The sequence below is a fragment of the Pelagicoccus mobilis genome (genome assembly GCF_016595505.1).
Taxonomy (GTDB): domain Bacteria; phylum Verrucomicrobiota; class Verrucomicrobiia; order Opitutales; family Opitutaceae; genus Pelagicoccus; species Pelagicoccus mobilis.
The window spans coordinates 181,443-208,302 of sequence record NZ_JAENIL010000002.1 but is presented as its reverse complement, the minus strand read 5'-3'; the positions used below and the strand labels follow the sequence as shown (position 1 = coordinate 208,302).

The 26,860-nt window shown below is 53.7% G+C and carries 14 protein-coding genes; 5 read left to right on the top strand and 9 right to left on the bottom strand.

Features of this window, described 5'->3' with window-relative positions; all coding sequences use genetic code 11:
• Positions 1–47 precede the first annotated feature (47 nt).
• Positions 48–3,527 (top strand): hypothetical protein, encoded by a 3,480-nt coding sequence (locus tag JIN87_RS01510; protein ID WP_200353738.1) that lies wholly within the window; start codon positions 48–50, stop codon positions 3,525–3,527.
• Positions 3,528–4,125: 598 nt separating this feature from the next.
• Entirely contained in the window at positions 4,126–7,518 is a 3,393-nt protein-coding gene (locus JIN87_RS01505; RefSeq protein WP_200353737.1) for a TonB-dependent receptor plug domain-containing protein, read from the top strand.
• A 308-nt stretch (positions 7,519–7,826) separates the two neighbouring features.
• Here JIN87_RS01505 and JIN87_RS01500 read toward each other — a convergent pair whose 3' ends face one another.
• Entirely contained in the window at positions 7,827–9,422 is a 1,596-nt protein-coding gene (locus JIN87_RS01500) for a sulfatase family protein (RefSeq protein ID WP_200353736.1), read from the bottom strand.
• Positions 9,423–9,822: 400 nt separating this feature from the next.
• On the opposite strand from JIN87_RS01500, the gene JIN87_RS01495 reads away from it, so the two are divergent.
• Positions 9,823–12,450 carry a TonB-dependent siderophore receptor gene (locus tag JIN87_RS01495; protein ID WP_200353735.1) on the top strand — a complete coding sequence of 876 codons (2,628 nt, stop codon included), beginning with the start codon at positions 9,823–9,825 and terminating at the stop codon, positions 12,448–12,450.
• A 157-nt stretch (positions 12,451–12,607) separates the two neighbouring features.
• On the top strand, positions 12,608–13,384 hold the full coding sequence (locus JIN87_RS01490; protein ID WP_200353734.1) for a phytanoyl-CoA dioxygenase family protein: 777 nt from the start codon (positions 12,608–12,610) through the stop codon (positions 13,382–13,384).
• Positions 13,385–13,425: 41 nt separating this feature from the next.
• On the opposite strand, the gene JIN87_RS01485 is transcribed toward JIN87_RS01490, so the two are convergent.
• The 6 genes from JIN87_RS01485 to JIN87_RS01460 form a co-directional block, all read right to left on the bottom strand.
• Positions 13,426–15,249 (bottom strand): carboxylesterase family protein, encoded by a 1,824-nt coding sequence (locus JIN87_RS01485; RefSeq protein WP_200353733.1) that lies wholly within the window; start codon positions 15,247–15,249, stop codon positions 13,426–13,428.
• Positions 15,246–16,046 carry a sugar phosphate isomerase/epimerase family protein gene (locus JIN87_RS01480; RefSeq protein WP_200353732.1) on the bottom strand — a complete coding sequence of 267 codons (801 nt, stop codon included), beginning with the start codon at positions 16,044–16,046 and terminating at the stop codon, positions 15,246–15,248. Before JIN87_RS01480 ends, JIN87_RS01485 begins: the two co-directional genes overlap by 4 nt.
• 93 nt (positions 16,047–16,139) lie before the next feature.
• Positions 16,140–17,138, bottom strand: coding sequence for a Gfo/Idh/MocA family protein (locus JIN87_RS01475; RefSeq protein ID WP_200353731.1), 999 nt, complete (start codon positions 17,136–17,138; stop codon positions 16,140–16,142).
• 81 nt (positions 17,139–17,219) lie between these two features.
• The gene (locus JIN87_RS01470) at positions 17,220–18,455 is read right to left on the bottom strand and encodes a Gfo/Idh/MocA family protein (RefSeq protein ID WP_200353730.1); all 1,236 of its coding nucleotides are present in this window, start codon (positions 18,453–18,455) and stop codon (positions 17,220–17,222) included.
• 44 nt (positions 18,456–18,499) lie between these two features.
• Entirely contained in the window at positions 18,500–19,870 is a 1,371-nt protein-coding gene (locus JIN87_RS01465; protein WP_200353729.1) for a sulfatase family protein, read from the bottom strand.
• 153 nt (positions 19,871–20,023) lie between these two features.
• Entirely contained in the window at positions 20,024–22,591 is a 2,568-nt protein-coding gene (locus JIN87_RS01460) for a TonB-dependent siderophore receptor (protein WP_200353728.1), read from the bottom strand.
• A 219-nt stretch (positions 22,592–22,810) separates the two neighbouring features.
• On the opposite strand from JIN87_RS01460, the gene JIN87_RS01455 reads away from it, so the two are divergent.
• A complete protein-coding gene (locus tag JIN87_RS01455; RefSeq protein WP_200353727.1) occupies positions 22,811–23,662 on the top strand; it encodes an AraC family transcriptional regulator in 852 nt (283 codons plus the stop codon).
• 53 nt (positions 23,663–23,715) lie between these two features.
• On the opposite strand, the gene JIN87_RS01450 is transcribed toward JIN87_RS01455, so the two are convergent.
• Positions 23,716–25,779, bottom strand: coding sequence for a hypothetical protein (locus JIN87_RS01450; protein ID WP_200353726.1), 2,064 nt, complete (start codon positions 25,777–25,779; stop codon positions 23,716–23,718).
• On the bottom strand, positions 25,776–26,825 hold the full coding sequence (locus JIN87_RS01445; protein ID WP_200353725.1) for a glycoside hydrolase family 5 protein: 1,050 nt from the start codon (positions 26,823–26,825) through the stop codon (positions 25,776–25,778). Before JIN87_RS01445 ends, JIN87_RS01450 begins: the two co-directional genes overlap by 4 nt.
• Positions 26,826–26,860 lie beyond the last annotated feature (35 nt).

The following is a 26,860-nucleotide window of genomic DNA, read 5'->3' as shown; positions in this document are numbered from 1 at the left end:
GGGGATTGAAGAAGAGCTGCAACCTAACCCAACTGATGCCTCAAACTATGAAGACGACCCCTTGGCGATCACAGATCGCTTCCAATCCGCTTTCGGGTAGATTCGCTGCCACCGCGTTCGTGTCCGCAGCTTCCTTGCTCATTGCTCCGTTGCTATCCGCTCAGGATGAAGGAGAGGAGATTTTTGAGCTTTCTCCATTCACGGTGGACGCTGGCGAGTCCACTGGCTACATGACCAAGTCGACGACGGCTGGAACTCGTATGAGAACTGAGACCAAAGACTTGGGAGCCCAGATCGACATCTTTTCCAAGGACTTTCTCGACGATATCGCAGCTTCCGATCCGGAGGAGGCGTTTCTTTACTCGATCAACATTGAAAACGAGCAAGAGAATCCTGGATACGAAGATGGAAAGCGCGCCATTTTTGAGCGCAGCGGTCCTAGCTCTTCTACCGCTCGAGGGCTTGGTGATCCGCGTACCTCTGGATCCGAGCGTGGACGTGACTTCTTCGGTACGAGTTTCCGTCTCCATAATTACAACACGGAAAATCTGGCGATCTCTAGTGGGCCTAACTCGATTCTGTTCGGCTTGGGCAAGTCAGGCGCGACGATCAATGCGTCGGTTAAGCGCGCTCAGGTGAACAGTGACTTTGGCAGCATCGGAATGAAGTTCGATAGCCATGGTACGAAGGCCTTCAACGTGGATTTCAACAAGGTCGTGATCGAGGATATGCTCGCTCTACGATTCGCGGCTCTCGATAGCACGAAAGAGTCGTTTTTGGATGGCAGTTACGACAAGCAAGACCGCATCTACGGAACCTTGACCTTCAAGCCAAACGACAAGGCGAACTTCCGTATTCATTACGAGGATATCGATGAGGTCGATGCTCCGACGCAGTACCGTATGTTCCAGGATTTCTTCTCGCCGTACTTCTTTGATGGCAATGGCGAGCTTTGGGACCCGACTACGGATGATGATGGTAACCGTCCGTTCTACATGAACGGTGGAGACGGTGCAGGTCCTTTCATCTATACCGGAGACAATGGCGTGATTGATCAAAGCGTCGTGCCGTTTATGCGTTGGAATAATGGATACGGTGCTCGTGGGCGTGATGCCCGCGACTACATGGAGAATGTAAGCGATCCAAACAGCCAGCACTACAACCCTGACTCTTACTGGTTCGAACCTAACTACGATCAGAATCTCGATGATCGGGAGGTCACGATTGGGCCTGATGTTATGGAGGCTCTTGGTCTGCCGCTTCAGGATGTTAATCCTTGGGGCGACACCATGCGACGCACTCGTGAAGGAGACATCTTAACGATGTTCGCCGAATTCAATCCATTGAAGGACCTATATGTTGAATTTGGTTACAATTCAGAGGATAACGAAGGGCGTCAGTTTGGATACAATCGCTCCTTTAACTACGGGATCGGGATCGATCTGCAGAAGTACTTGCCGCACAGTACTGCTGATAACCTCATACTGAACCCGAGTGCGGGTAGCTTCTACATGGGAGATCGTGGTTGGGGCTGGCAGCAGAACGAGTCAGAAGACGAAAAGCGAATGACGGTTTCCTATTCCTACAACTTCCGCGAGAAGGAGTGGGTAGGGGACAAGTGGGCGGACTTGTTGGGTCGACACAACATTGCCTACCTCTATTCCGATCGTCGTGTGACTCAGATTCGCGGCAACTCCTTCCAGGCTTGGGGGCAGAATTCTGATGGATCGACTCCTAGCTTCTTGGGTGGACGCGCGACGAACATCGCTCCGAACGTGAGCTACTATAATGACAAGGGCCAGCGCTCGGTATCGGTTCGTTCCTACCTGACTGCGAATAATGGATACCAAGCTCAAGTCGTCGACGGTTGGGAGCCAGGCGCGGAGATCCTTACGCTGCCAGATTTGGGCGGGACGGGCGATCTGAGAGCGCTTATGTGGTCGGAAGAGATTGGTTCCAACCGTCTCTTCAGCTTCGACCGTACAATCGATTCCGACATGATTGCCTATCAAGGATACTTCTGGGGCGATCGCATTATCCTCACTTACGGAAAGCGTGATGACGATATCAGCCAACGTGTTCTTGAGGGAGCTGGCGTGAAAGGATCGAACTATTCTGTCGCCGACTGGGAAGCAGGCAATGTCCCTCCTCAAGCGATCGAAGGCGGGTATTTCCCGTGGTATACTGGATTGGATTGGGAATCTGAATACCCGGCTGGAAGTGTGAACTCCAACGAGACGAAGGGGATTGTGTTCCGTCCAAATGGAATCGCGAACTGGGTGAGCTTCTTCTATAACGAGGCGACCAACAACGCGGCGGGAACGATTCGTTTCGACGTGGACGGCGACTTCCATGACCCGGAAACGGGTGTCGGTGAAGACTATGGAGTTCGCCTGGATCTGCTTGAAGGAAAGCTCGCTTTCAAGATCAATGAATACAAGACGGCCTCCACCAATGGAGGCACTCCTGGTGGCCAGGTGGATGGCAATGTTCGTGGAATCTTCAAGGATTTCGAGAACTTCTATTACGACGTAAATCCGCAGAATTATGTCGCGAACGGCTTCGACATTTTTGGTCAGACTGACCTGTTCTTGCCGGTTGTTGATCGTTCCGCAGAAGGGACTGAGTACACTCTGAACGCTCAACCCACTAAGAATTGGAATATCCGCGTTACCGCTGCTAAAACTCGTTCCGTCCTGAACAACATCGCTACCAGCTACGTTGACTGGGGACTGGAGAGAGCGGACTATTGGAGTGGTATCCAGTGGCACGAGGAGGACTTCGACGGGGCGTTTAAGCCGATCGTTGACTGGTGGAGTCCGGATGATCCTCGTGAGTTTGAAGTTGTTTATGGCGAGGATGGAGTGACTCCGCTTACGTCTGCCGAGAAGCGTATCGCTGCAGGATTCGTGCGTATGGATCCGTCAACAACAAGTGGATACGTCGAAGATAGCAACGGGAACGTCGTCGCTTATCGCACTATGATGGGCGAGGTCGGTGACACTCCATTGACTGGTTGGGACAATGTTGGTCGCAGCGAAGGAAACAGCGAAACCTTCCATGAGGAATACGTGCGTCGCTTCCTAGTCAACGCGAAGGGCCGTATCGATCAGCTTGAGGGCAGTTCGAACCCGAACGTGCGCAAGTGGCGTGTCAATTTCTCTACTAGCTACCAGTTTGAAGACGGTCCGATGAAGGGCTTCCGGGTTGGATTCTCCGGACGCTATCGCGACGCTGGCATCATCGGCTTTGACAAGAAGGTCGTTGAAGAAGGTGGGAATTCGATCGTGGTGGCCGATATCACGAAGCCTTACTACAATGACGACGAGTTCTTCTTTGATGCGATGATGGCTTACCGCGGCAAGTTCGGCGGGGACAAGTACCGCTACCGTGTGCAGCTGAACGTTCGAAACCTCTTCGACAACAGCGATCTGTATCCAACGGATAAGATCTCGACCGGGCGGGCTATCAAGTGGGCTCAGTTCGAACCACGCACTTTTATACTCTCGACTACGCTAGACTTCTAGTGACCGAGGTTTAATAGAAACACAAGGTGGGAAGTCTCGTTCGGGGGGCTTCCCATTTTGGCTTTCTGCCGCCTTTCGGGAGCGAATTGTAGCTAGACATGTTCTGTATCGTTGCACGCGCCTTGCTCGAATTTACCGCTTCGCCGGACTAGAGGAGTTTGAAGATCAACGAAAGCGGCATGCCGCGAGCGGCCGCGATCCTTTCAGTGGATTCCACTGTATCTCTTGAAGAAGCTTTATTCTCTGTGCGTTTAAGCGATTTCGAAGGGAGCAGGTTTGGAATCGAATATTGGGAGCTTGGTCCCTAGCGAACTTGGATTGCCTCGGATGTTCCAGTGACTGTGGGGGGCGATGGCCGCTACCGCGATGCTGAATCGTTTCTGCTCGTTTTTTGGTACGATAACTTTAGAAAATGAAACTAAACGTTAAGTAATGTTAAGAAAAAGAAAGTTAGCATCTTTGATTTGATTTCCTACTATCAAAAATCAGTCGGAGCTCGAGATCTCATTTCGGGCGAGACTAGGCACTTGAGTTCCCCCGAACCCATTTACTTACGAACGGCTGCTTGGTTTCAGGCGGCTCCAGAGATACGACCCCCATGAACAAAATAGACCTACCGAAATCGGTGGGCGCTTTGAGCGTCCCCGTATTGAACAGCAGGCGAATGTCCACGTTTGCCTGTGCTGCTTTGGCAGCCTTTGGTTCTCTTCCTTACAGCGCGGTCGCGCAGGAGGAGAGTGACGAGGAGATTTTCGAACTATCTCCTTTTGAAGTACAAGCCGACGAAGACGGCTGGCGTGCATCCGAGACCCTCGCGGGTAGCCGTATGCGCACAAGCTATACGGATGTCGCGACTCAAATCGAAGCCCTCACTACGGACTTCATGGACGACTACAGCCTCAACAATCTTGAAGAGGCTGCCATGTACACCGTGAACGTGGAAGGTACCGACGAAATCGTCACTGGAAACGGATTGCCAGGTTCTCAGGGCAATATCCGTATCCGCGGCCTCGCTAACGGTACTAATTCTCGTGAGTTCTTCGCACTCCGCGCTCCGGGCGATAACTACAACGTCGACCGTATCGAGATTGCTTCCGGTCCGAACTCCATCCTCTTTGGTACGGGGAGCCCGGCGGGTGTTATCAATGGTACGCTTAAGAGGGCTACCACGAGTGAGGACTTCGGCGATGTTCGCTTGCAAGTGTCTAGCTTCGGCGGATTCCGCGGTCAGCTGGATGTGAATCGCGTTCTCATCGACGACAAACTCGCTGTTCGCTTCGCTTCCGTATATGAAGAGAAGCAGTGGGAGCAGGACTACACAAACGAGGAACGTCGCCGCGTGTATGCAACTTTCACCTACAGGCCTTGGGAGAATACTACGGTTTCCGTTCACTACGAGGACGTGAATGTCGTTTCTCACCGTCCTTCGCGTAACTATCCGACTGACGGCATCACTGGCTGGTACGAGTCGGAGACTCTCGGCAATGGCGGCGGTTATCCGAACCAGCACATTTTCCAAAACGATGCTCAGTGGGCGAACGGTCTGGATCTCAACAATGATGGCGACTTCACTGACGAGGGCGAAATTCGCCCCAAGCAGTACGCGGAAGGCAACCAGTTGTTTGAGAACGGCGACAACGTTCCTGTTGTAATTGGCGGTGGATACGACGTGCCGACTTGGGGTTGGCAAGATACGGTCGACATTCGTTCTCCGAAGGACTGGGACCACATTCCAAGTATCAATCGTGAGGCGGATGGATACACGCTGATCAACGATGACTATTACCCGACCAACGTTAACACGCTCTCAAACGTGCGTTGGGATGAGGACGACTACGAAATCTTCAACGCGTTCTTCACTCAGAAACTTGCCGAGAATCTCTATTTCGAGTTCGGCATGCAGCAAGAGCGCAATAATGGCATCTTCAAGGAGCGGGTGAACTACATCGGCGGTGTACAGGTCAAGGTTGACCCGAACGCGTACTTGTCCGACGGAGTTACTCCTAACCCGAATGCGGGCGAGATGTACTTCCAAGGTTATCCGGCTTTCGACGAGTCTGTGGGAAAGACGCAGGACTTCCGGGCTGCTCTCTCGTACGAGTTTGACTTCCAAGACAAGACCGACCGCTTCGCGTTCCTGGGCTTGCACCGCTTCGGAGCGCTCACCTCGGGCAACAACTCCTGGAGCCAGAACCAAGTATTCCGCTATCACCTACAGCCGGAAATGGTTAACGGCGAGTGGAGAGACGCTCACATCCCAGGGCTCGAGTACGAGCTGACTGAGATTATTCCAGGTTTCAACTCTACTCCGCTCATCTCGTCTCCTCTCGAGACTCTCAACGGAATGGCTGTTCGCGATGACGACGGAAACCTCGTTTACGCGAGCGACTCCAGCTGGCTGCAGGATGGAAAGCGTCGCCCGCAAAACCGTTGGTACGTTGGCAATACGATCGTTCCGACAGCAGATATGGACCCGGGCGAAGACTGGACTATCATCGATGGTTACGGTGAAGCTTGGACCATGACTCCACGCGATTGGGGCCATGTAGACAGCAACGGTATCCCGATGGTGCAGACTGACGGTTCAGCTAACTCGAGCAGAGATCGCCTCCGTACGAACCAGTTTAGCTATCAAGGCTTCTTCTGGAAGAACCGAGTTATCGGTACTTACGGATACAGGGAAGATCGTGTAAACAATGCCCGTGTCGTAGCAGAGCAAAATCGTGATCTCGGTCTTCGTACGAACACGCTGCTCGCGGACTTCGCTCCATTTAATCCGGAAAATGCGGACAGCGGTATCACTCGCACCAAGGGTGTGATCGTTCGCCCGATCAGAGATCTCGTCAAACTCCCGTTTGGGCTCGACATCGGTTTCCACTACAATGAGTCGGATACCTTCCAGCCTTCCACCAGTCAGTTCACTGCTTACGGCGAGCGCGTTCCAGGTTCGCTTGGCGACGGTGAAGACAAGGGGATCATGTTCAGCGCGTTCGACGGCAAGCTCACCGCTCGCTACAACGAGTTCGTTAATACAGCCGGTCCGGCTCGCGCGGCGAACACTCCGTTCAACCGTTTTCGTTTCACGCTCAACGGTTCTCTCGCTCAAATCAACCGAGTCCTCCCAAGCTACAAGTCAGAACCAGGTTGGCCTGAGAGCCGTGGCGGTCCAGACTCGCCGGGTGTTTACGATCGTCGCGCTGGGCAGTACTGGGTAACCAGTTTCCGCGAAGCGAAGGGTAAGGAATTCTCTCTGAACTGGTCAGTTAACCAAAACCTCGACGTTCGTTTCAACTGGAACGAGCAGAATGTAGTCGAGAGCAATATCGGTAATCCATGGGCTGAATACACCGATCAAGTTGAAGCTTTCATGGATGGCATCACCTTCAAGGAAAACGGTAACAACAATCCTCAGGACAGAAATGGCGATGGCGTGATCTCTGATTATACTTGGGAAACCGCTCCGCAAAGCAATGGCCAGTGGCCAAACGCGGATCCGAACAATCCTGACGCTGTATTCACAATGAAGGATCGTTGGATGGACCAGGTTCGCAATGGCGCGAATGGCATCGGCATTATCAAGGCGCTCGAAGGCAAGTCCAACGAGTTCGTCCGTCAAAACCGCTTCAACCTCAATGCCAACTACCGTTTCAAGGATGGCATGATGAAGGGTGTCTCCTTTGGAGGTGCGGTACGCTGGCGTGAAGCTCCGCTTATCGGCTACGGCTCCGCTATCGTAAACGGCACGGAAATCGTCGATATCAACAATCCGTTCAAGGGCGAAGAAGAGCTGTATTTAGATCTTCGTTACGGTCACCGCGGTCTCAAGACGCCATTCACGGGCGATCGTAAATTCAACATTCAGTTGAATGTCCGCAACGCTCTCGATGAGGACGATGACATCCCGACGCTCTACAACGCCCTTGGCGAGCCGATCCGTTACGGTCGTATCACAGGTCGCGAGTTCGTCTTCTCGGTCGACTTCGACATCTAAAGTGCGTTCGGAAACTCCAAGCTGAAATTTTCCATAATACTATTCGCCAAAGGCGCCCTGTCACGAGGGCGCCTTTTTTGTGGTGCATCGTCATTTGGGGGGAGAGGGTGCCAATTGAGGTAGTGTCCGTTGTCCTCAACGGATATGGATTCGCTAGCTCTGTGTTTGCCCGCTGGGGACAGCGGGCGCTACCTTTGGAGTGAAGTGCAAAAGGGCGCGGTCGGTTGAGATAGCGCTTTGTGGTTGGTGGGTGTGAGGCAATGACGGAGCATTGCCCTCCGACTCGTGTGTGATGCGGTGTCGAATGATCAGCGAAGGGTGCCGGCTCTGACTTCTTGTTGCCACTTTTTTGGCTTTTCCGAGATGTCGCTGTCCTCTTCGTAGTAGGCTTGTAGGTCTCGAAGCTCTTGCTTGGTCTTCGCTATGAGGTCGGCGTATTCAGGGTTTTCGTACAAGTTCGTGAGTTCGTCGGGGTCGTTTTTGAGGTCGTAGAACTCCCACTCGTCAAATTGGTAGAAGTGAATGAGCTTGTAGCGTTCGGTGCGGATCCCGTATTGGCGAGGGACCATGTGCACGCTTGGGTATTCGTAGTAATGGTAGTAGATGCGGTCGCGCCAATCGCTGGGGCTGTTGCCTTTGAGGAGGGGGACGAGCGACTCGCCCTGCATGTCGTCGGGAATGGGGGCGCCTGCGATTTCGAGGAAGGTCTGGGCGTAGTCGAGATTTTGGATCATCTTGTCGCTTTTCGATCCAGGTTTGATGGTACCCGGCCATTTGATGATGAAGGGCATCTTGAGCGATTCCTCGTACATCCAGCGTTTATCGAACCAGCCGTGATCGCCGATGTAGAAGCCTTGGTCGGACGAGTAGATGACGATCGTGTTGTCATCTAGGTCGAGTTCTTCGAGCGTTTCCATGAGGCGGCCTACGCTTTCATCGACTCCTTTTACGCAGCGCAGGTAGTTCTTGGCGTAACGTTGGAATTTCCAGCGGACTGTTTCCTCGTGGTTCAAGTTGGCTGCGTGGAAGGCTTCGTCTTTTGGGCGGTAGGCGGCAAACCAAGCGTCAAGCTGCTGGTCGGTCATGCGTTTCATGTTCCACCAGGCGGAGCGGTCGGTTTTGGCGTCGCTCTCGAAATCTGGTGTGAGGTCGAGGAAGAGATCGAAGTTAATGTGCATGTGCCGGTCGATCTCGAGCTCCTGGTGGCGAGCGGCGGGCGCGTTGTCCTCCCACTTGTCGAAAAGGGTGTCCGGCTCTGGGACATCGATGTCATCGTATAGGTTGAGATGGCGGGCTGCTGGCATCCAGTTTCGGTGGGGCGCTTTGTGCTGGACCATGAGCATGAACGGTTTCTCGGAGTCTCGTTTGTTTTGAAGGTAATCGACGGCCATGTCCGTGACTACGTCCGTGCAGTGTCCCTCGATGGTTATTTTGCCTTCGGGAGTGATGAAGTCGGGGTTGTAGTAGAGTCCCTGGCCGGGGAGGACTGCCCAGTCGTCGTACCCTTGTGGGTGTCCTTTGAGGTGGGACTTGCCGTAGATAGCGGTCTGGTAGCCTGCTGCTTGCAGAAGCTTGGGGAAGGTCTGCTGGTTCCAGTCGAAAGAGTTGCCGTTGTTCATGAAGCCGTTCTTGTGGCTGTGCTTTCCGGTCTGGATAACGGCTCGGCTAGGGCCGCAGATTGAATTGGTGCAGAAGCTGTTCTCGAAAACCATTCCCGCAGCGGCGAGCTTGTCGATTTCGGGGGTGGGGTTGAGGGGCTTGAGCCAGCCGTCATAAGCACCGATGGCATGGGGGGCGTGATCGTCGGTGAATACGAATAGGATGTTGGGACGATCGTCGGCTCTGGCGATGATGCCTGCGAATAGGGCGATTAAGGGGGGGAGGAACCGTGTCGTTTTGCTCATGTTTGTAGCGTTGGGGGTGGGGGAGGTTAAGGGCGTGCCTAGGGGCGTATTCGCTAGTTTCTTTGCGAGGGAGATTTGGGCAATAATTAACGAAAATACTCTAGAAAAGGCATCGGTGTTAAATGGGGAAGAGCTAGTGTCGATCTTTTAAGGTATTGGGGTAGAGGGATTAGGAGAATTGGTGGGAGGTTGGGATGAATTTTAATTGACATCGATGTAATTTGGCGGGAATGTTGACTCACACCCTGAGAAGGGAAGAGCGTCTCGTGTGCTATCCTGCGTGCGAAACGCCCTGACCGAATGAATTATACCCCACGCCGAGTCGAAGAGCGCGAATCGCGTTTTTAGAGCCGTCTGGGGCTGCTTCGAACTACCACGACTAAAATATATGAGAACATCAATGCCCCAAACAGTCCGCGCTGCTTTGCTAGCTGCTGGAGCTGTTTCTCTCGTTGCCACTGGTACTGCCCAGAGCGACATTTCGGAGGAGGAGCTTTTTGAGCTGCCTCCTTTCACTGTGGATGGATCCACTGACCTAGGCTATCAGTCCAGCAATACTAACTCTGTGTCTTTGGTTTCGACGCCGATCAAGGACACCCCGGTTTCGATCGAGGTCTTGAATGGCGAGGTCCTTCGTGACTTGGGCTTGGACAACGTGAACTCCGCAATCGATTTCGCCACTAATGCTGGCAATAACGAGGGCGGCAACGGCTTGCAGCGTAATATGAACTTCCGTGGTCTGACCACGCGTTTCATGCGCCGTAACAACTTCATCTGGTATACCAAGTCGGACAATTTCTCGACGGATCGTGTCGAGGTCGTTCGTGGTCCTGCCGCGTTGCTCTACGGTGACGGCGAGCCAGGTGGTCTGGTGAACATCACTTCCAAGAAGGCGAACTACCAGTCGAACTTCGGCGAAGTTGCTCTTACGCTCGGCTCCGAAGGTCAAAAGAGAGCTACGCTCGACAGCAACGTGACGATCGTAGACGGCCGGCTCGGCTTGCGTATCGCGGGAGTCAAGGAAGATTCCGATGGTTGGCAGGACTACACCAACATGGAGAAGGAAGGCATCTTCGCTAATGTACTCTTCAAGCCAGTGAAGGGCTTGTACATTTCTGCGGAAGCGGAAGTTGTGGATACGACGCACGAAAGTCCCTCTATCATTCCTCTCTACAAGCCTGCGGGTGCGGACTGGTCTATGCCGATCACTGACCTTGGGTTCCAGGACATGATTCCGGGCATGAATTATGACAACATCACCAGTTACCACTCCTTGTTTAAGGAGCGCGTTCAGGACTGGGAGAACTACATGGCGAAGGTTGTGTGGGAGCCTGTTGAAAATTTCGCGATCGAGGTAACTCGTAATGAGCTGACTCAGACATCTGTGCAAAATCGTTTCAATGGCGCGATCAATGTCTACGGTCCAGGCGAGGGCGGAAATCCGCTCGATACTTATGCGATGAAGTACTACCCTGAGCGCTTCTACTCGAACAACGAAATGGATACGACTCGTGCGGTTGCGACCTACTCATGGGAAATGGGTGAAAACCCACAGCGCGTAATTCTCGGATACATCGATGAGTCCGACGCATTCTTCGGTGAACAGCAGCGTCCGTACAATCGTGACGGAAACGGCAGCTTCCTCGCTGGTGGCTGGCATGCGCTCGAAGACGGGCCAATCGCTTTCACAAAAGAAGATATTCCAGACACGCACTCGGAGTGGGGTAATGACTACTTTGGCATCGGTTGGCAGAAGATCTCTCCAGATGGTTGGACTGCGAGACCTCATTGGCTTGCTCCTGCTGATTGGGAATTCGTTCGCCCTGAAACAGTACCGAACTGGTGGTGGGGACCGATCCTCGACGAGCGTCAAACTGAGGCATACTTCGGCGCTTTGCAAAACGAGTTCTTTGATGGCAAGCTCAAGACTTTGGTCGGTTTCCGTGATGACGACTACAAGAAGTTCAATACCCGTTTCGAGCCAACTCTTAAGGACGAAGCTTCGGAAGACTCAATTAATGCAGGTTTCACATATCAGATTAACGAGAACGTGAATGCCTACCTCAACTACTCCGAGACGTTCAAGGCGGCTGGTTCATTCCGTCGTGACCCTTACAATGAAGGACTTCTCGCCGCGATCGGTGAAGGTGTCGAAGGTGGTATCAAGTACGATCTCGGTAGTGGTTGGTCAGGTATCTTGACCTATTACCAAACTGACTTCCTCGGCGATGCCGTACAGATGAGCGGTGTGGATCGCGATATCATCGACCCGAACGGTATCAACGGCCGCAACGGTTCGAACTGGGTACAGGCGGATACCACCTCTGAAGGTGTGGAGATCCAGGCAGTGGGTGTTCCAAGTAAAAACCTCACTGTGTCATTGGGATTTGCATACACTGATGCGAAGGTTGCGAACGACACTGTTTACCAAATCATGTTCAACGATGCGTTCTACGCTGACGCTAGCGGCAATCCTGTTGATGCTGACGGCAACGCTCTCATGATTGGCGAAGGCGATGATGCACGTGCGGTAACGCTGGCAGACATCGAGCAAGACCAGTATGGCAAGATCACCAACGCTGGCGACCTCGGCCTCGTGGGAACGGGCGAAAAGGGACTCTTCGTGAACCAAGTTACAGGCGCCCCTATGGCTGACCACAATGCCGTGAATGGTGGCGAGCGCACTGCTCCGTACGCTGGGCTTTCATTCAATGCCTGGGCTCGTTACACCTTCACTGAAGGTGCGATGAAGGACTGGTTTCTCGGTGGCCATATGCGCTTCGCGGATGACAACTACGCTGGTTATACTGGCTCTGTCGCTGCTGGAAACCGCACCGCTCACGAGCGTCCTTCGTACGCTCTGTTCGGAATGTTTGGCGGATTTGAACGTGACTACGAGAGCTTCACTTTCCGTGCTCAGGTCAATATCGATAACCTGTTCGACAAGGAATATGAACATGGCTTCTACGCGGCACGCTGGTTGCAAGCGCCACGTATCGCTAAGGTCACTACAACTTTCAGTTTCTAGATCGTAGGTTTACTGGGTAGTAAGTTTGTGTGGGCGGCACGGGAGTTTCTCGTGTCGCCCTTTTTATGGAGGGAATCGGGTGGGGCGGTGAGTGGAATCACTGCCCAAGAGGGAAGAGTATAGAGTTTCTTCACAAAGTCAGAACTTAGAAAATAATATGATTACCAAATACCCCGAGAGAAGAGACATCGAAATTTCGGAAGAGCATGTCAGTGGCTATCGCCGAGACGGCTTCGTCAAAGTTAGTGGGATTTTGACTAAGGAGGAAGCCGACTTCTATTACCAAGAGGCACTTGGAATTGCGACGGCGAACAACGATGGAACGAACCATGTGTTGAACCAGAAGGTGAATGTTTGGCGTGAAAGTGAGATCATGAAGTCTCTAACCTTTCATCCCAATGTCGTGTCGATCGCAAAGCGTTTAGCAGGCGTGCCTCTGAGGCTGTGGCACGATCAGTTGCTCGCAAAAAATCCGCGAAGCATGCGAGCCACCGAGTGGCATCAGGATCAGCCCTATTGGCCACACCGTGATTCGCCGAATCCGATTTCGATTTGGATCGCTTTGTGCGATGTGCCTGTCCGTAAGGGAAGCATGTCGTTTATTCCCGGGCAACAACACCGTGCAGAGTTGGGTACTCAGGTGTTGGAGGATTCCAGGTCTTTGTTTGCGATGGCTCCGGATCTTGAATACGAGCCAAAGATAACTCTGCCTCTACGAGCGGGAGACTGTACCTTTCACCACGGTTGCTGTCCGCATATGGCGAATCCGAATGAGACCGATGAGTATCGTCTCGCCCATGTGGCGATCTTCGTGGATCAAGCGACGCTTTACGATCCTACGGTTCCAGGTAAGGCTTCGAAGCACATCTTAACCGATCCGCTGGGGCTTGAAGTGGGAACTCCGCTAGCAGGAGAGTTTTTCCCTGAAATCTAAAGATAGGGCTTGGGCTCCGCCCCGATCCTATTTCCAGCGGCTCAGATAGGCCGGACCATTACTGCCTGTAGGGTCACATCAGCGTAGTGGGCGAGGAAGAGTGCTCCGCCTTGGGAAACGTCGTCATTCTTTAGAAGTTCCAAATCCCAGTCTTTGGGCTCGCTTGTGTTCGCCGGCCAGCACTTCACTTGATATAGTGATTGCTCGTCGGATACGGTTTGTACTCGATGCTTCAGAAAGTAGGCATTCCCAGGAACGATGTTTCGCGAGGAAGCTTCGTTCTTGATCAGGACTGGCGACCCGATGATTCGCCACGAGCAATCGTCCCAGGAGGGAGTTAAGCGGAACTCCGCCGTTGCTCCAAGTGGCCACCATTTTCGGTGGGGTTGGCGTTGGTCCTTGTCGTGCCCGGGCCATCGGGTGGCGAGGGCGGCATGGATAACGTCTGCTCCTCCATGGCCAAGTTCGGCATTCGGCTGCAAAACGGAGTTGAAGATGACCTTTGCGGTTACTTCGTAGTCTTTCCAGGAAAGGTCGCCCAAGGCCAATACACGGTCGTAAAAAGGGGAAATGCTTCGGATACCTTCTGCGGTCTGTTCCCACTTGCCGTCTACAATCTGGATCTGCTCGGGGATGGAGTTCAACTGGGTTAGATCCAAATCGAGTTCTTTGGGAATCGAGGTCGCTTGGTGTACGAAGATTGAGACTTCTTTCTCGATCACTGAGCCGTCACGAAACTCCGAATACAGACGGAGGGTGTTTTCGCCGGGACTCAGCTCGTCGACGTTGATATCGATGTTAAAGTCGCCCGGTCTTGCCAAACGGTGTCCATCGCTGCCAATCGTGATTTGTCGAGCGACTCCGCCGTTCATACTACAGCTGAGACGCTTTGCTTCCTGAGCAGGCGATAAGTTGCCGAGGATGTTGATCCACTTTTGCGGGCGGCCGTATTTTCCAAACTCCTGCTTGTCGCCGTACCAGAGGTCAATGCTCGCCGCTATCGGCGTATTGGTGTGGGATAGCAGCCAGTCGTAGAAGTCTTGGCTGGAGTAAACGCGATCCCAGATGTTGTGACCGAGTTCTTCGTGGATGGTGAGTCTAACGTCTTTGTGACCTGCTGACTCGAGCGCATTGACCGTATCGTAGATCCAGTCGGGACGGATGACAGAGTCGCGTCCTCCGTGAAAGATCCAGATGGGAAGATCGGGATTTGTGAAGCGGTGGGCATTGGCTGGATCTCCATCTCCGCAGAGCGGAGCGATGGCAGCCCAGCGACTTGGGTTGTGGGCTGCCCAATGCCAGGTGCCGTAGCCTCCGTAGCTGAGGCCGGTGAGATAGAGGCGGTTCATATCGACTCGGAATGTGTCGAGAGTCGTCTGAAGAATGTGTTCGAGTTCTGAAACGCAAAGCTGCCAGCCGCCGGGAAGACCGCATTTAGATGAGTTTTCTGTAAACTCAGGATTATCGCTCTCTATTTGAGGAACTCGTTGTACCTCGAAATCGGGAAGCGGAAACTGGTCGTAGGGAGCCTTGCGGAGTGGATCTCTTGCCGGTGGCTTCTCGCGCGAACTCTCGGGCAGTGTTTCGCCACGGTCGAAGGTCGGTAGTTGCGGGGAGACGATGATGAACGGCAGATTTCTATGACGTAACCAAGACTCAAATACTGGGCCATTTTTCAGAACGAGGTCCAGCTCGTCCTTACCGTTTCCGCGTTCACCATTCCCGTGGAGGAAAAAGAGCAGTGGCCACTCTCGTGTATCGTCAGTTTCGTAGCCCGAGGGAAGGTGTATGAAGTAATCGCGTTCGCTATTCGTAGCCGAGCACTTGTAGGAACGACGAATGAGAGTGGGTTCCGAGGAACTCATGCAAGAGATAGGATTTGAGGTATTGATCTCTTTCCGTCCTCTAAGTTTGGGATGTGTTCGATGACAACCCAGCTGTCCGATCCCAGTTGGTCGCAGCATTGTTCGAGGACGAGATCCCAGGGGGTGTTGCCAGCATCGTGGGCGACCAGTTCGCTGTGTATATGGAATCCGGGTACAATTGCTAACTCCTTGAGGTGCACCAGATCGTAGTGTCCTTTGAGTGTAGAGCAGGCGTTGAGTATCGTATTGCGTGGATCGACCATATCGCGGAAGTCGTAGAAACTCGTGACGTCGAGCGTGATTCGCAAACGATCGGAATCGACACGTTCCTTGAGCTTCAGGAAGGCTTCGGGCGAATGGACGACCGTTTTTATGTAAGGTTCGATGCTGAGGTAGACGTCGTGCTCTTCCGCTACGTTTGCCAGAGGTTTCAGTTCTTCTGCGGCTTGATCGAGAGCTTCGTCGGTGAAGTTAAAGGGATCGGTCTCTCCGAACATATTGGGATTCGCGTTACCTGCGGCGAACGCGAAGTGCTTGCAACCAAGCTTTGCGGCGAGCGGCATGGCCGTCATTATCTTCTGCTTCATTTCCTCACGAGCGGAACGATCGGGGGAAAGCGCGTTGAATCCAAATGCGCCAATTTGGCAGGCCTGGAGTCCCTTTGCTTGAAGGCCAGCTGCTAGGGAATCGACGTCATTGAGCACCGCAGGGAGATTCACGGGGATTCCTGGGATGTTGAACTCTGCGGCGAGGGACTCTGTGTGTTCGCCAGCTTCTACTGCAAATCGTATCGGCATTGTGGTGACTTGTCTTTGTTGGTAGGTAGGGCTCGACCGCCGGGCGAGCCGAGGTGCTCGATCCTGCATTGCGGTCCGCTCGGCGATCGGACCCTACCTTATTAAAACTCGTTCGTCGGTTTTTATTGATGAGTAAATTGCTTCGGCCATGCGGACGCAGAGGGTGCCGTCTTCGATGTCGGCTTCGACGGGGATGTCTTTGTCGAGGCAATCGAATAAGTGTTCGAAGGCTTTGGTGTAGCGCGTTTGAGTGAGGCTTTCAGGTGCTGTCTTTAAGATAACCGTTTCGTTCGTCTCCGCCGGTGTCCAAGCGATGTCGGTCCAGATGTGTTGGTTGCCGGTGAGGACTGCGTGCCCGTTTGAAGCCCATAGTTCGAGGCGAGGGAAATCGCCCACGCCTGCGGTGCCTATGCCGCCGATGGAGAGCGTTGCAGCCCGGCCTTCTGGGTACTTGATATTTACGATCGCCGCATCCTCCGATGGGTAGGAGCGGTGCGAGTGGCCGAAGGAATGAATGGAGATCGGTTTTCCCATCAAGGCGTTGACCGCGTCGAAGAGATGGCAGGAGTTTTCGTTAAAAAATCCGTTTCCGTTTTCCGGATCCCAGAGCCAAGTCGTACTTGAGCCGGTGTAGTTCCAAATGTAGCTGGCCTGGGCTAGGAAGGGATTTCCCAGTTCGCTTGCAGTCAGGCTGAGGAGTTTTTGGAAGGCTGGCAAAAACCGAAAGCTGAATCCGAGCATCGTTTTGTTGCGAATAGGTTCGACGATTCGGTTGAAGAGTTCTGCTTGCCTGCTAGTGGATGCCCACGGTTTTTCGACGAAGAGGGCGATTCCTTTGTCGGCGGCATACTGGAGCAGGTCTTGGCGTCCGCGTGGTGGAATACTCAATACAAGGAGATCTAGGTCCTCTTTCTCGAGCATATCAAAGGCATCGTCGTATGCCTTCGCTCCGAGTTGAGCAGCAAGTTCCGTTTTTGAATCATTGCTGCGATCGGCGATAGCGACGACTTTCGCTTGCGCCATCTGGGAAAGTGTGGTGGCGAGAAGTTTGCCGAAACCGAGTCCGACGATGCCTATGCGTTTGGGGATCATGGGGGGATTTGGTGGCGTTGTGGCCGCTGGGGACCCGACTTTGCTCTATGAGCTACAACGGTCAGGGCAGCGGCCGCTACCTTAAAATTCGACGCCAGTGCTGGTGGTCATTTCGTAGCGCTGGCCGGTTTCAGCGGAGATGATTGCTCCGCACATCATTTCAGTAATATGAAGCCCCCAATCGACATCAATCAACGGCTGTTTATTGTGGAGTATGCAATCGATGAAATGGTCGGTAGAGACGTGGTAGTAATTGAATCCGCCGTCTGGCGGGACGGGCCCGCGGATGCGACGGACGCCTTCCATATCGGGAATGTTGTACCAACCATTTTCATCTGTTTCCGGTAGTAGGTCCGTGCGTGTGGAGTTGATGGAGACGAGAGAGTCGGTGTGAAGCAGCAAGTTCCCCTCGGAGCCGTAGATTTCAAGGTTTCCGTAGGTCGACATCGGGTGGGCGGGCTGGAAGAGACGGCCGACGTGGCAGGCGCCGATCCAGCCGCTCTTCATTTCGTAGAGGCTGTAGATATTGTCGGGAGCTCCCATTTTCACCTTCTGGGTCTTTTCCTTGTCGAGGACGACAGGCCAATAGTTTGCCTCGTGTGGATCGTCGCATTCCTTGAGGAATTTGTTGTATTCATCATCTGGAACGACGTAGCGCTCGGGCACGCTAACTTTTGCGAGACCTTGCACGCTTTTACAGTCGCCGAGCAGAGTGCAGATCGCGGTGGGAAAGTAAGGGTAGTCGAAAAGCATGCCTCCGGAATCCTTTGAGAAGAAGGCCCCGACTCCGTAAGGATTGCCGCCTGCCATTGGGTGGTTCTTCTCGGTAGCTCCTTTCGGGATGAGAGCGAACCAGTAGGGATCGCCGAGCACTCCTTGGCGAATGAGGTTGCGGGCCTCGGTGAAGCGGAAATCAAGTAGTGAACGCTCGCTCGGCTCGACGACGGCGATGACGTTGTTGTCGCGAACTGCCTTTTTAATGGCGATCGCATCCTCCATGTTCGTAGCCATCGGCTTTTGCAGGAGGATGTGCTTACCGGCTTCTGCGGCTGCGATGGTAAATGGGGCATGAGTGCCGGGGCCGGTGAGAATGAGGACGGCTTCGATGTCCGCCTTAGCGACCATGTCGTAGTAGTCCGTATAGGTCTCACGTGCTCCGTAGAGGCGTTGGCAGGCCTTGATACGGTCCTCGAAGATGTCGCAAACGGCCACGATTTCGACCTCCGGCATTTTTAGCATGTGCGGAAGGTAGTAAGCGGTTGCAACTACGCCGCAACCAACGACACCTACTTTAACTTTTCTTTGGGATTCTTGCATTTGGGAAGTGGATACAGGGAAAGGCGTGACGCGGCGGTCACTCCCTACCTTTGCTTGATTGGTTCGACGCTTAATGCTGAGCGGCGGTTGGAGCCGAGGGAGTCGATACGAGCGTCTCCGAGATCGAGACGCATGGTTTCGATCGCGTTGAGCAAGCGGTCGGCGATCTCCGGGTAAGCGTCGATCTGATTGGTGGTTTCGCTCGGATCGTTTTTCAGGTCGAAGAGGGAGAGGGGGATGGAAAGCTCCTCTGGGTCGCCTATGACTTTGCGAGCTTCTGCTTCGTCTGTCTGATAGTAGAAGTAGTGCTCGTCGCGATTGGTCATCGGGAGCATGAGTTTCCAATCTCCAGACCGTACGCCGTTGAGTTGATTGTAGTGGTAGTAGAAAAAGAAATCGTAAGGGCTTTCGCCTTTGCCGCACAGAATGTTGCTGGCCTCGAAGCCATCGAATTGGCAATCGACTGGAAGCGTGGAATTTGTGATCTGGCAAAGGGTCTGCAGGAAATCCATTCCGGTCCAAAAGGTATCGGAACAGGCATTGGCTGGAATTTTACCGGGCCAGCGAGCGATGCACGGCACCCGTAGGCCGCCTTCAAACTCATTGGCCTTGTGGCCGCGGAATGGATACGCGGATCCGCCCTCATTCGGGTCTGGAACGCTCTTTGGCTGCCATGGGCCATTGTCAGAACTGAAGATGACGAGTGTATTGTCCGCTTTCCCGCTTTTCTCGAGATAGTCGAGCAGGCGGCCCACATGGTGGTCGAGTTCTTGAACAACGTCGCCGTAGAGACCGAAGTTGGAGGTGCCTTGGAACTCCGGAGACGCGGCCAATGGCATGTGAGGCATAGGGTGCCACAGGTTCAGGAAGAAGGGAGTGTCGCCTTGCTCTTCGATCCAATCGATTGAAGCGTCGGTGAAACGGCGGGTTAGGGATGCCTGGTCGAAGTTCTCCTCAACGATCTCAAGGTCCGAAAAGACGACCCGTGGAAACATGTTGTTGCTGTAAGGGATGCCGTAGAACCGGTCGAAACCGTGATGCGTGGGCAGATGCTCAAGGTGGTGGCCGAGGTGCCACTTACCAAAAAGGGCAGTGGCGTAGCCAGATTGCTTCAAGCAGGACGCGACAGTGGTTTCGTCGGGGTTGAGCCCCTTCGTATGCTTGGGGAGCAGCACGCCTTCGAGGTCGACTCTCTGCGGGTAGCAGCCGGTCAAAATGGACGCTCGAGAAGGGGTGCATTGAGCGGATGATTGGTGGAAATTGGTGAAGCGAATCCCTTCAGATGCCAGGCGATCCAGATTCGGAGTCTTGATCGTCTCGGATCCGTAGCAGCTGAGGTCCGCGTAGCCGAGATCGTCGGTTAGGATGAAGACGATGTTCGGTCGGTTGCTTTGTTGTTCAAAGGGGAGAGACATGCGTTGTAAGCTAATTGAAAAGCGTAAAAGACATCGATGTCAAAGAAAAGGCGCCTCGATACGAATTTCAGTGTAAGAGGAATGTAAAACCAGGAAAGGGCGATCTCGGTCCCCACCGAAATCGCCCGAACGTCTCTGGCTTCGAACAGACGACTAAAATGATATCGTGTTAGTCCAGATGAACTGACGAGGGGCGCCGTAGTACGAGAGGTACCGTCCGGGGAAGTACTCCTTGTCGAGAACGTTCTTGAGATTGACTTGGGATTTCCAGGTTACGTGCTCGAACTTCTTCTGGTATCCGACGAAGAGGTCGATGACTGTGTAGTCCGAGCTTTTTAGCAACTGGCGAGTGCCGTCGCTCACGCTTCCGGTGTAGCCAGCGTAGTTGGTATTGCGATACCGGAGGGATCCACCGATATTCCAACCCTTCATGCCGCCGTCCTGAAAGCGGTAGTTTGTTACGATGTTGATTTGGTGGGCAGCGTAAGGATCGAGGCGTTCACCAGCGTTTCTAACGGTGACTACTGGAGTAGGCTGGCCGTTGTACTGAATGGTCTTGAGACCGGTTTCGCCGGTGCCTACGAGGCCGAGATCGCTCGCGTTGAGAATTGAGCCATTGATAGGGTCGATTTCGAAGTCCGCGATGGTGACTGCTTCGCCGTCGAGCAGGATTGGGTTCCCATCGGCGTCGACCGGATTGCCGCTGCCGTCAGCGAGGTAGGAGTCGTTGAAGTTCGCTTGGAAGGAGAAATCGTTGCCAACAGTGGCGTCGATGTAGGCGTATCCAAAGGAGCTGGTCCATCCGTCAGCGAGGTTTGCGCGGAACTGGAGCTCGATACCCTGGCTCTCGGTGTCCAGCGGGACGAACTGCCCGCCACCTCCGTTGCGGCCGTTCAAGTTGTTCGGGTCAATCTTGTCGCGATCTGTGTTGCCTAGGCGAACGGCGTCTCCTGCGAATTCGGCAGTGAAGTAAGTGAGCAGACCGGAAACCTTGTTGTCGACGAGGTCGAACTTCATTCCGATTTCAGAACCTTCGCCGAGCGCTGGCTTGAGCACGTTGTTGTCAGGGTCGCGGCGGAATGCGCCGGGAGCTTTGAAGGACTCGGAGAAGTTAGCGTAGAGATTAACCTTGTCGTTTACGGTGTAGACCGCGCCGTAGTTGACTGAATCGATGTCACCTTCGTCTTGGGTGCTGCCGTTTAGGAGGTTGATCTTGACGTACTCGTCGTTGCGGAAGCCGACTAGGGTATGGAGACGGGAGTCTTCACCGCCAAACTTCCACTTGCTCGAAAGGGCTGCGAAGTAGGAATCAGTGGTCTCCTCGTTAACGATATCGAATGTTGGCTTGAGAACGTAAGCTGGTTGGCCCGAGCCGTTCAATTCCATTGGGACGGAAGCGAAGCTGTAGTCGTTTCCATTGTTGAGCGCGAAACGAAGAGCGGGGCGGCGACCTCCGCCACGAGCGTTTCCGTTGTTGGCACGTTGTTGGCGATTGTGTAGTTCGAAGAAGTCTTCGCGCTCTTGAAGTCCGAGGATGAGATTGTGGTCGCCAGCAGCGTCGAACTTAAGGGAAGCGGTGAGGCGCTTTGTATCCACAATGTTACCATTGTCTGCGTCTTGCACCTGTGCTTGCACATAGTACTCATCGGTGAAGTCCTGGCCAGTTACTGCGTCAGTGCCGGAGCCGAAGCGGATCGTGTTGGTGCCTTGTACGTCGTAGATTTCCTGACCTTGTTCTTGGCGGTTGATGGCGGCCTGGAAGGATAGCCATTCTGTAGGTTCGCTCTCGAGGAAGAAGCTCTCGCTCTGCCACTCGCGCTTGAAGGAGTGGTCGACGCCTGCCCAAGTACCTACTTTCTCCTTGTCGAAAGGTGCTTGGGAAAGCAGTAGGTTGCCGTCTTCGTCTTCAGCGATCGGCATGGCTACGCCACCGAAATAATCCATTCCACGGATACGTGTTGGTTGATCACGTTCGGCGTCTTCGAATTCGAAGCGAATGCTCGTTGTATTCTGGAAGAATCGATAGTTTCCGGTGAGGTAGATCCCCTCGAGGTCCTCTTCGAAACCTTCGCGCCAGTTCCCTTTGTCTGCGGTGACGCCTGCTACGCGGAAAGCGAACTTGTCGTATCCAAAATTCTTATCAAGCACGAGGCGAGTTTCATCGACGTCGCTAAGACGTAGGGATACTGAGCCCATCTGGGAGTTGTAGAGGGCTTGTTTGCTGGTCACGTTCACGAGCCCGCCTGGCTCGGCTTGACCGTAAAGGAGAGACTGCGGACCGCGGATCACTTCAACGCGCCCTGTGGAGAACGAGTCGGAAGGGTTGTACCAGATGAACTGGTTGCGACGTTGGAAGCGGCTGTTCATGCCGCGGAAATTGATTTCGCGCTCGTTTGCGTCTTCGGTGTAGGACGCTCCGGTAGCGATTTCGAGGGCCTCGACGGTATTGGTTGCAGCGATATCATCCAGCAACTGCTGGTTGATGACTTCGATGCTCATCGGAAGATCCTTCAAGCGCTCGTTGAGGCGTGTCGCGGATGCGGTGTTTGTGGCTTGGTAGCCGACGTCTCCATCGCTTTGCACAGTGAAGGGAGAGAGTTCGTAAACGTCTTCCGATTCTTCTTGGGCGACAAGCAGCGCCGAGGTGCTGAGGACGGCTGCAGCCGTCAGCACTCTGAGGGGTTGGGCAGTGGGGCCTCGAGGTATGTCTGTAGAGTTCATATGTCTATATTTTTCAGACTGGAACAATGTCCTGAATCAATCCGAGTGGGTGCTGGCGAACACGTACAGCTACGCAGAGGTAACTGGTCAGTCGCTTTGCTCTCTGGGGATTAGGGCGTGTTCGAAGTCAGGGTATTCGCAGGGACTATACATCAATGTCGGTCTAGTGTGAATGATCGCGATTGACAGTTGCATGTCTTTTTTCAACTTGAACAAGAAATGAGTAATGCACCTGTCACGCGTCGCGTCCTCGAAGCCTATTTCTTCAGCGAGGACGAATCAGAGGAGGGCATTCGGCTTCGTGAGCTTACCCGAGAAGAGCGTGGACCTTACTTTCATCTCGATGCTCGGGATGAGATTGATGACTACGTTGTTGCCTACGTGATCAGTGGAGAAGGAGAGGTGGCGTTCTCGGGGGACACCTGGAAACTTGAGCCGGGGGCGGTACTGGTGAGGGACTTGCGGGAGCCGTTCAGTCTCTGGACAAGCGGTGAGAGCACTCTGACGATGCTCCGTGTTTCGTATGCGGGAAACGAAGCGGGAAAGTGGAACGAGCGTTGCCTTCGCTCGCTTCGCGGGGCGTGGCGCTTGAGTAATTCGGATGCCATTTTTTCCTCCTTCCAATCAATTTTCGAGGAATGCAAGCAGGGTGGAGTTCATCGCGATGAGATTTGTCTGATGCTCTTGAAGACGCTCTTCCTAAAGGTCGCAGAGGGGAGTGTGATCCGAAGCCAGGCAGAGTGGCGTGCTCATGAAACGTTTTCTCGCTGCCGGGAGTATTTAAAGGAGCACTACATGAAAACGGATTCTGCTGAGGAAGCCGCCGCGAGCGCGGGGGTTAGTCACACGCACATGTGCCGCTTGTTCAAACGCTTTTGGGGGACTAGTCCGCATTCTTACCTGTTGAAGCTTCGCATGGCCGACGCGTCTCAAGTTTTGTTGGAGGGCGACACGAAGCTGGAGGATCTTGCTATCCGCTACGGATACAGTGACCCGTTCAGTTTCTCGAAGGCCTTTAAGCGGGCGACCGGACTGTCGCCCCAGATGTTTCGCGACGCCCATTCGCTGTAGAGGGGGAGGGGCTTTTTATGGCTGGCGTTTGTGTCCGTTGGGGACAACGGACGCTACCTTGTAAACTCGTCGATCGCTTGTTGGATTTCTTTGGGGTCTACTGTATCCAGAAATGTGATTAGGAAGCGTTGGCCTTCGGATGTCATTAGATTTTCGATGGAGCGACTGGCTCGACCGAATCCGAGTACGGTCATTTCGTGGAGCGGGAAATAGCTGTCGACGGATTGCGGTTCTTGCGTTTCCCGCCAGATGACGAGGCTGCGGGTTTGTTCTGGATTGGTCACGGCGACCCAAGCGTTGTCTGCGAGGCTTTTCTCCCACTTTTCTGAGAGAGGACCGGTTGTGCCGTCCGAGCGAATCCAGCGTGAATTCTCCGTGTCGAACACCCCGCCTGGGGTGCCTTCGTAGAGGAACCAATAGCCAGGATCAACGGGGTGTGTCTTTATGATCTCGAGGGTGGCGTACTTATCGTGTACTTCCCAACGAACAGAACGTTGGTTGTCGATGGAGGTTGAGTCGATTCGGATGGATCCGTCGGGTTGGAGATTCCAGTTTGTATTCGAAGCTTTGCTACCGCTGTGGCCTGGATGAAAGAAGCCTCCGCGTTTGCCGCGGAAAACCATATTGGGGATTCCGCGAAACTCACCGCTCACTCCTTTGGCGGTGCTGTAGCTGAGCCAATCCTTGCCGTCCTTGTCGATCATGGACGAGAATCCACCGCCTTCCATGTGGTAGTAGTAGGTGGCGGATTCGGTTTCGACCTTTAGGGATGGCTGCTCTTCATCGATAACATCCGGAAGAATGGAAATCGGAGCGGATCGGCCGAAGTTTTCGTTCCAAGCGAAGAAGGCAGGTTTGCTTCTTGAACGAAGCAGCAGCGTAGGACCTGGGCGAAGAATCTCAGCGCCGTGGTGATGGGTAGAGCCAAGGAATGAAATGAGATTGGGGCCCGGTTGGAGCTGGTCGACGGGAATGGAGAAGTAGTCTTGGTCGAACTTGTGGGCAGGTCCGGTGAAGCTATTGTACCAAGGTGAGCTGTTTACGCGAAAAGGGGTGTGGTTTTCTTCGTTTCCTTTCGGATTCCAAGAGCGGATGAAGAGGGTGGCTTCTTCGACTTGATCGGGATCGAACGGGGTAGGCAAATTGATGATACAGGACGATGGTTTGTGGGCGCGGGTCCAGAATACGGTTGGCTGAAGGTCTGGTTCGTAGAGGGCAACCGAAGCGTCTCGGACGAGGGTTAGTTCCTCGATGGGAGGCATTGATGTCCAGTATCCGTTTTCTCCTTGCACCATGACTTGCAAGGAAAAGGGGGCACTCTGGTCGGGAACCCATTGGGTGTTCCAGATAGCGGTGGTTTCACCTTCTAGGAGTGTTGCGATATGGCCACTCGGGAGGCCGTCCTGCTGCATGACATGCCAAGCGCTAGGGTCGCCTTGTCCTCGGGTATCGACGCCATTGTAGTTGCCGAAGATTCTGACCTCCTGCGTAGCGACTTCACCGCTCGATACGATCGAAAGAGTGGGATTCTCGGAAAGCTGGCTTCCTTCCGCGAGGGATAATTGAGCTTTCGCAGTTGGTTGAGAATTCGATTCGTAAAAGACGCGGAGGTTGACGGAGAACCATCCCCATTGTCCCCAGGCGTTTTTCCAGTGGTTCGGACCGGCGTCACCTTCCAGGAGGTTTTCTCCAGAGCGTAATTGATCGATGGGCACATCTACCACGAGCGTGTACTGAGCCATGTACTCGCGCGGGTGATGGTCGACACCGTGCAGTTTTTCAGGGACAGGGATCCAGTCTTTACCGTTGAAACGAAACCGTTTTTCGATGGTGCCTTCGTGACCGGACCAGAAGTCGATGACAAGATCAGCGCGAGTGGCGTTTTCGAGGGAAACATCCTGAAACGCCAAGATAGGGTTTGGAAGAAACTCTTCGGTGCCTTTACGAGTGGCAGTACTTTGGGTAACGCGCCAGTCGCGGCCTTGGTTTACAAGAATTTGCTCTTTCCATACGGAGCCAGCGGGGGGAATGTACTCCGTCGAGTGTAGGGAGACCGCGGCTAGGGCCGTGAGGATCGAGGTGAAGATTTTTCGGCAAGTGGATAGGGCGGTGTTCATTTATTTTGCTGCCAGTAGGACTTGAGTAGTTCGATACGAGGGGCGTTGGGCGATCGGGATTCGTCGCTCTTATCCGTATTGGACATCTCTGGATCCCAAATGGGGCTTTCGCGATAAGCGTGGTAGGCCCAGTGAAATCCATGGGCTTCCGCGAGGTCTATGACGTCTTTGACATACTGGTCACCGCTTTCACCACGCCAACGGGTAACGCTGAATTCACCTATGAAGATGGGGACGCCGGTTTTCTTTTGAAATTCGATGACTTCCTGGAAGTTTTCAGCGACTGTATCCGCGTTCCAAAGACGTCCGTCGATGACGCCGGGATAGTCGATCAGTTTACCCTCGCGGTCCCAGAAGTCCTGGTGAGTAAGGGACTGGGGCGTGTACATGTGAGTTTCGACCACGAGGTTGGGATCGTCGGGAAGCTGCAGGTAAAAAATGCCGTTGTTGTAGCTAACAACCTGATCGCCGTAGCGGAGTCGTGGCGACGCGAGGACGATGTAGGTGTCGGGATCGATTTCGCGTATGGCAGCGACGGTCTTTTGGTAGAGTAGGTTCAGGTCACGGGCTTGGCCTATGTTTCCTCCGCGGAGTAGGGCAGGCTCGTTGATGAGATCGTAGCCGGCGATCGAGTCGTACTTAGATCCGAAGCGGGTGGCGATCTCGGTCCAGGTTTCGATGAAGAGATCGTGATACTTAAAGTCCTTCCAAAACTCGTCGCTGGCGAAGGTCGTCCAGGGAAAGATCATGCCCGGATAGCGGTGGGGATCGATGAGGATATCGACGTCGTACTTCTCGCCAAGGGCGAGGATGCGGTCGAGTTCAGTGAAGGCTTCTTCGTTGAAATCGTAGGGAGCTTCCAGGTAGCGGAAGAGCAGGGTGGGAAAGGCTACGCGCAGGAGGTTACCGCCGTAGTCCGCGAAGTCGGCGACGTCCTGTTCAGTTAGGTGCGGGCCGCAATTGGCTCCTCGGTAAGTCTTTTCTTTCCAGTCGGCGGAGAGGAAGGGGATTGCGAAGAGCAGGGGGAGAAGGGCAATGTATCGCATTTGATGTTTTTAGGGTTGAGCTATCAAATCGACTA

What these genes read in the sequence shown, in the direction of transcription:
- JIN87_RS01510 (WP_200353738.1), top strand. Translation starts at nt 48, where the DNA reads ATGAAGACGACCCCTTGGCGATCACAGATCGCTTCCAATCCGCTTTCG.
- JIN87_RS01505 (WP_200353737.1), top strand. Translation starts at nt 4,126, where the DNA reads ATGAACAAAATAGACCTACCGAAATCGGTGGGCGCTTTGAGCGTCCCC.
- JIN87_RS01500 (WP_200353736.1), bottom strand. Translation starts at nt 9,422, where the DNA reads ATGAGCAAAACGACACGGTTCCTCCCCCCCTTAATCGCCCTATTCGCA.
- JIN87_RS01495 (WP_200353735.1), top strand. Translation starts at nt 9,823, where the DNA reads ATGCCCCAAACAGTCCGCGCTGCTTTGCTAGCTGCTGGAGCTGTTTCT.
- JIN87_RS01490 (WP_200353734.1), top strand. Translation starts at nt 12,608, where the DNA reads ATGATTACCAAATACCCCGAGAGAAGAGACATCGAAATTTCGGAAGAG.
- JIN87_RS01485 (WP_200353733.1), bottom strand. Translation starts at nt 15,249, where the DNA reads ATGAGTTCCTCGGAACCCACTCTCATTCGTCGTTCCTACAAGTGCTCG.
- JIN87_RS01480 (WP_200353732.1), bottom strand. Translation starts at nt 16,046, where the DNA reads ATGCCGATACGATTTGCAGTAGAAGCTGGCGAACACACAGAGTCCCTC.
- JIN87_RS01475 (WP_200353731.1), bottom strand. Translation starts at nt 17,138, where the DNA reads ATGATCCCCAAACGCATAGGCATCGTCGGACTCGGTTTCGGCAAACTT.
- JIN87_RS01470 (WP_200353730.1), bottom strand. Translation starts at nt 18,455, where the DNA reads ATGCAAGAATCCCAAAGAAAAGTTAAAGTAGGTGTCGTTGGTTGCGGC.
- JIN87_RS01465 (WP_200353729.1), bottom strand. Translation starts at nt 19,870, where the DNA reads ATGTCTCTCCCCTTTGAACAACAAAGCAACCGACCGAACATCGTCTTC.
- JIN87_RS01460 (WP_200353728.1), bottom strand. Translation starts at nt 22,591, where the DNA reads ATGAACTCTACAGACATACCTCGAGGCCCCACTGCCCAACCCCTCAGA.
- JIN87_RS01455 (WP_200353727.1), top strand. Translation starts at nt 22,811, where the DNA reads ATGAGTAATGCACCTGTCACGCGTCGCGTCCTCGAAGCCTATTTCTTC.
- JIN87_RS01450 (WP_200353726.1), bottom strand. Translation starts at nt 25,779, where the DNA reads ATGAACACCGCCCTATCCACTTGCCGAAAAATCTTCACCTCGATCCTC.
- JIN87_RS01445 (WP_200353725.1), bottom strand. Translation starts at nt 26,825, where the DNA reads ATGCGATACATTGCCCTTCTCCCCCTGCTCTTCGCAATCCCCTTCCTC.